This is a genomic window from Pirellulales bacterium (genome assembly GCA_035939775.1).
Classification (GTDB): Bacteria; Planctomycetota; Planctomycetia; order Pirellulales; family DATAWG01; genus DASZFO01.
This window is the reverse complement of sequence record DASZFO010000311.1, coordinates 1-3,203: the sequence shown is the minus strand read 5'-3', so window position 1 is coordinate 3,203 and position 3,203 is coordinate 1. Positions and strand designations below refer to the sequence as shown.

The window sequence follows — 3,203 nt, the reverse complement described above, 5'->3', positions numbered from 1 at the left end:
TCGAGACGGTGACCGTGTCGCCGATAACGCCGTCTCCAGAGATGATCGGCTTGGTCGTGGTCGTGTCGACGCTGCCGCTAACCGGACTGACAACGGTAGGCGCTGGCGGCGGAAGCGGCGGCGCTGAGATATTGACGGTGAATGTGTCCGCGACAGCCGCTGAACTGGGGCCGCCCGCGGCAGCCTGCGTCGCGGTGACCGTGTGGCTGGCGTTGCTCAAAGGCGAGGTCAGAGCGTAGCTCCAGTCGCCTCCTGACTGCACCGTCGTGGTTACTGGCGTCGCGCCATCGATCGACAGCGAGACTACGTCTCCAACGATGCCGGTTCCAGAGATCGTAGGCTCGGAAGTGGTAGTGTCCGTCGATCCGTTGGCCGGATTAGTGATGACAGGTGCGGCCGGGGGCGGCGGCGCGATATTGACCGTGAAGGCGTCGGGGGCAGCGGTCGAGCTTGGGCCTCCAGAGGCGGCCTGGGTAGCCGACAGAGTGTGGCTCCCATTGCCGAGCGGACTGGTCAAGGCATAGCTCCAGCTGCCTCCTGGCTGCACTGTAACCACGACCGGCGCGCCTCCGTCGATCGACAACGAGACGACATCGCCAACAACGCCTGTTCCAGAGATCGTCGGAGTGGCCGTAGTCGTGTCGGTCGAGCCATCGGCTGGACTCGCGATAAACGGTGGCGCTGGCGGTGGAGGTGGAGGGGTCGCGCCGAAAACGTTGATAGGCGCTGCCGTCGCCGCATTGTTGGGCCCGGTCAGGCCGAACGAGTCAGCAATCGTCGCCAGAAGATTGTAGTGATTGTACGGCGTATTATAATTTCCAGGCACGACGTTCGCACCATATAAAATGGCCGGGACTTGATTGACTGATTCGTTATCGTTCTCGTCCCAAACGACCGCCAAGAGAGAGTCGTTCGCCTTTGCCCATTGCGCGTAAGCCCCAAGATTCTGTTGGAGCCACGTGTCGCCTTGCGCGATGGTCCCGTTGTGCATGTCGTTGTTGATGCCAGGGATCACATACGAAACCGAGGGAAGGCTGGAATAATCCCCGTTCGGGAACAAAGCAGGGAAAGTCGACGTGATGTCCGTTTGAACCGAAGTTCCTTCCGGAAACGAGACCCAAGGATCATGGTTGAAATCGCTTCCGCCAACTTGATCGACGTATCCAGTGAAAGTCAGGCCTGCGCCCTTCAACACCGTATTTATGGTTGGGTCAGGTTCGCTGTGTGGATTATCGTCTGCCGTGCCAAACGTGCTGCCGGCGTAAAGGGCGTAATAATTCGGCTGGCTCGGGTGCGATATCGCATCGTAATTGGTCAGGTTCGCTCCAGTCGCCATGAGGCTGTTGATGTATGGCGCTTGCGAGTTGCCGGCGATCTCGTCGTAATTGTGGTTCTCTTCGACGACGACGACGATGTGCTTGTAAGCGGGAACGCCGTTGCTGCCGCCGCCTCCACTGGTGGAGTTGAGCGTATAGGCTACGGGAGCCGAAGTTCCGGTTCCACCGGCATTGGTGTCGGTCGCGGTCAGTACGTTCGCGCCCTGATTGGTTAGGGTGACGCTCGTCGACCAGCCTCCGTTGGTCGCAACCACCGCTGTGCCGATCGAGGTGGTTCCGTCGAGGACGGTCACCGTCGAGCCGGCATCTGCCACGTCAACCGTACCGGCTACGGTCTGGCTCGCGCTGCTGACCGTCCCGCCCGTGCTCGTAATGGCGACAGTCGGCGCCGGAGGTGGCGGCGGCGGCGTCGTGCCTGCGTTGTGGGCGGCGAAGACAGTCTGAAGGCCCGGATCGGTACTGAGCGCCGTGTCTGAAGACTGAACGCCCCAGCTATAGGCATAGTCGAACGCTGGGGATGGGACGGACGCGCCCCACGTCGATAGAATCTGCTGCTCCTGCGCAGGCGTCGGCACGATCCAGGATGCGTAGCCTCCGCCGCCGAACGCTTGATAGACAGGAACAATATCCGCCAGCGGCACCCCAGCAGTTTCAGCCGCGCTCACAGCTGCCGGAATGATATTGAGGTCGTAATTGTTCGGGACATTGATATTGGACGGATAAGGATCGAGACCGAAGAGGTCAATGCCTGTGTTGGCGGGAGAGTAAATAAAGGTCGGGCTGGTGTCGGCGCTCATGTTCTGTTCGACCATGAACGTCTTGGCGCCTGGAACGTTGGCGTGAATCCAATCCGACTCGGCCTTCAGGTTGGCCGCGAGACCGGGCCCAGGCTCATCAGCAATGTAGAAGCCATAAAGGTTCGGATTGCCGATGAAGGCGCTGACGGTGGCTTGAAAATTAGCGTCGGCTCCGTTGGTGAGACCAAGGTAAACGAGGCCCTTGACGCCGGGAGGCAGCGCATTGAGTTCCGAAACCGAGCCGACGTCCGCCAGGTTGAAGCCATCAGCTCTCGGAGCATAGACGCCATTGAGGAAATTTCCGTTGGCCGTGTAGTGCAGCGCGGTGATCGGATCAGTCATTTTTCCTCCGGAATCAGATTACAAGCCAAAGAAGTGATAGCTTGTTACAATTCAGCGCTCGCGCGTGAATTGTAGCGTGCCCAAAAAACTCCTTTATTCGCAGAGCGGCGTTATTTTATAGACGTCTGAAAGCTGTACTGCCAATATCCGCCGGATTGAATCATTCGGTCCTCAATTTTTACATAGACCTCGTCCATCATTTTGACAAAAATGTGACACAATTAACTTGACGTTACTGAAATATTCGATGTAATTTGCCAAATCGTATGAGGTTTTAGGCTGCGCTTTCGCTGGTCAGCGACGATCGTGGGGCGGTATCGTTCTCTGGTGGGTCAAGGGCGGGAGACTCTTCCGGATGTCGACGCTTTCGGGTGCCTGCGTTCTTTGCGTGCTCGTTCCGCACTTGATGGGGTGAGCTGGGTGCAGGCCGCTTGGTTGAAATCGCAGTCGGCCACCGGTTGACCGCGTGGCTACGAAATCCGCGCCGTCGTCTACTCCCTCCCTGGGGCGTCGCTCCTCCTGGGAGCTGGATTCGGCCTCCTGTCTTTTGGATTGCGGGGCTTAGGCCGATGCGAACTCTGTCCCGTCTCGCAGCATCGCGCGCATGATGATCCCAAGGCGGCGCGCCAGAGCGATTCGCGCTTTGCGCATCGTTGACCGCTTGGCGATCGCGAAGGTCCAGTCCTTGAGTTTGAGCTGGCCCTTATAGCCGGTCAGCATGACGTTA

Annotated in this window: 2 protein-coding genes; both read right to left on the bottom strand. The window is 58.9% G+C overall.

From position 1 onward, the window contains the following. On the bottom strand, positions 1 to 2,476 hold a 2,476-nt coding region (locus VGY55_19470), incomplete at its 3' end, for an alkaline phosphatase family protein (protein HEV2972162.1). Between the two features lie 561 nt (positions 2,477 to 3,037). After that, on the bottom strand, positions 3,038 to 3,203 hold a 166-nt coding region (locus VGY55_19465; GenBank protein HEV2972161.1), incomplete at its 5' end, for an IS110 family transposase.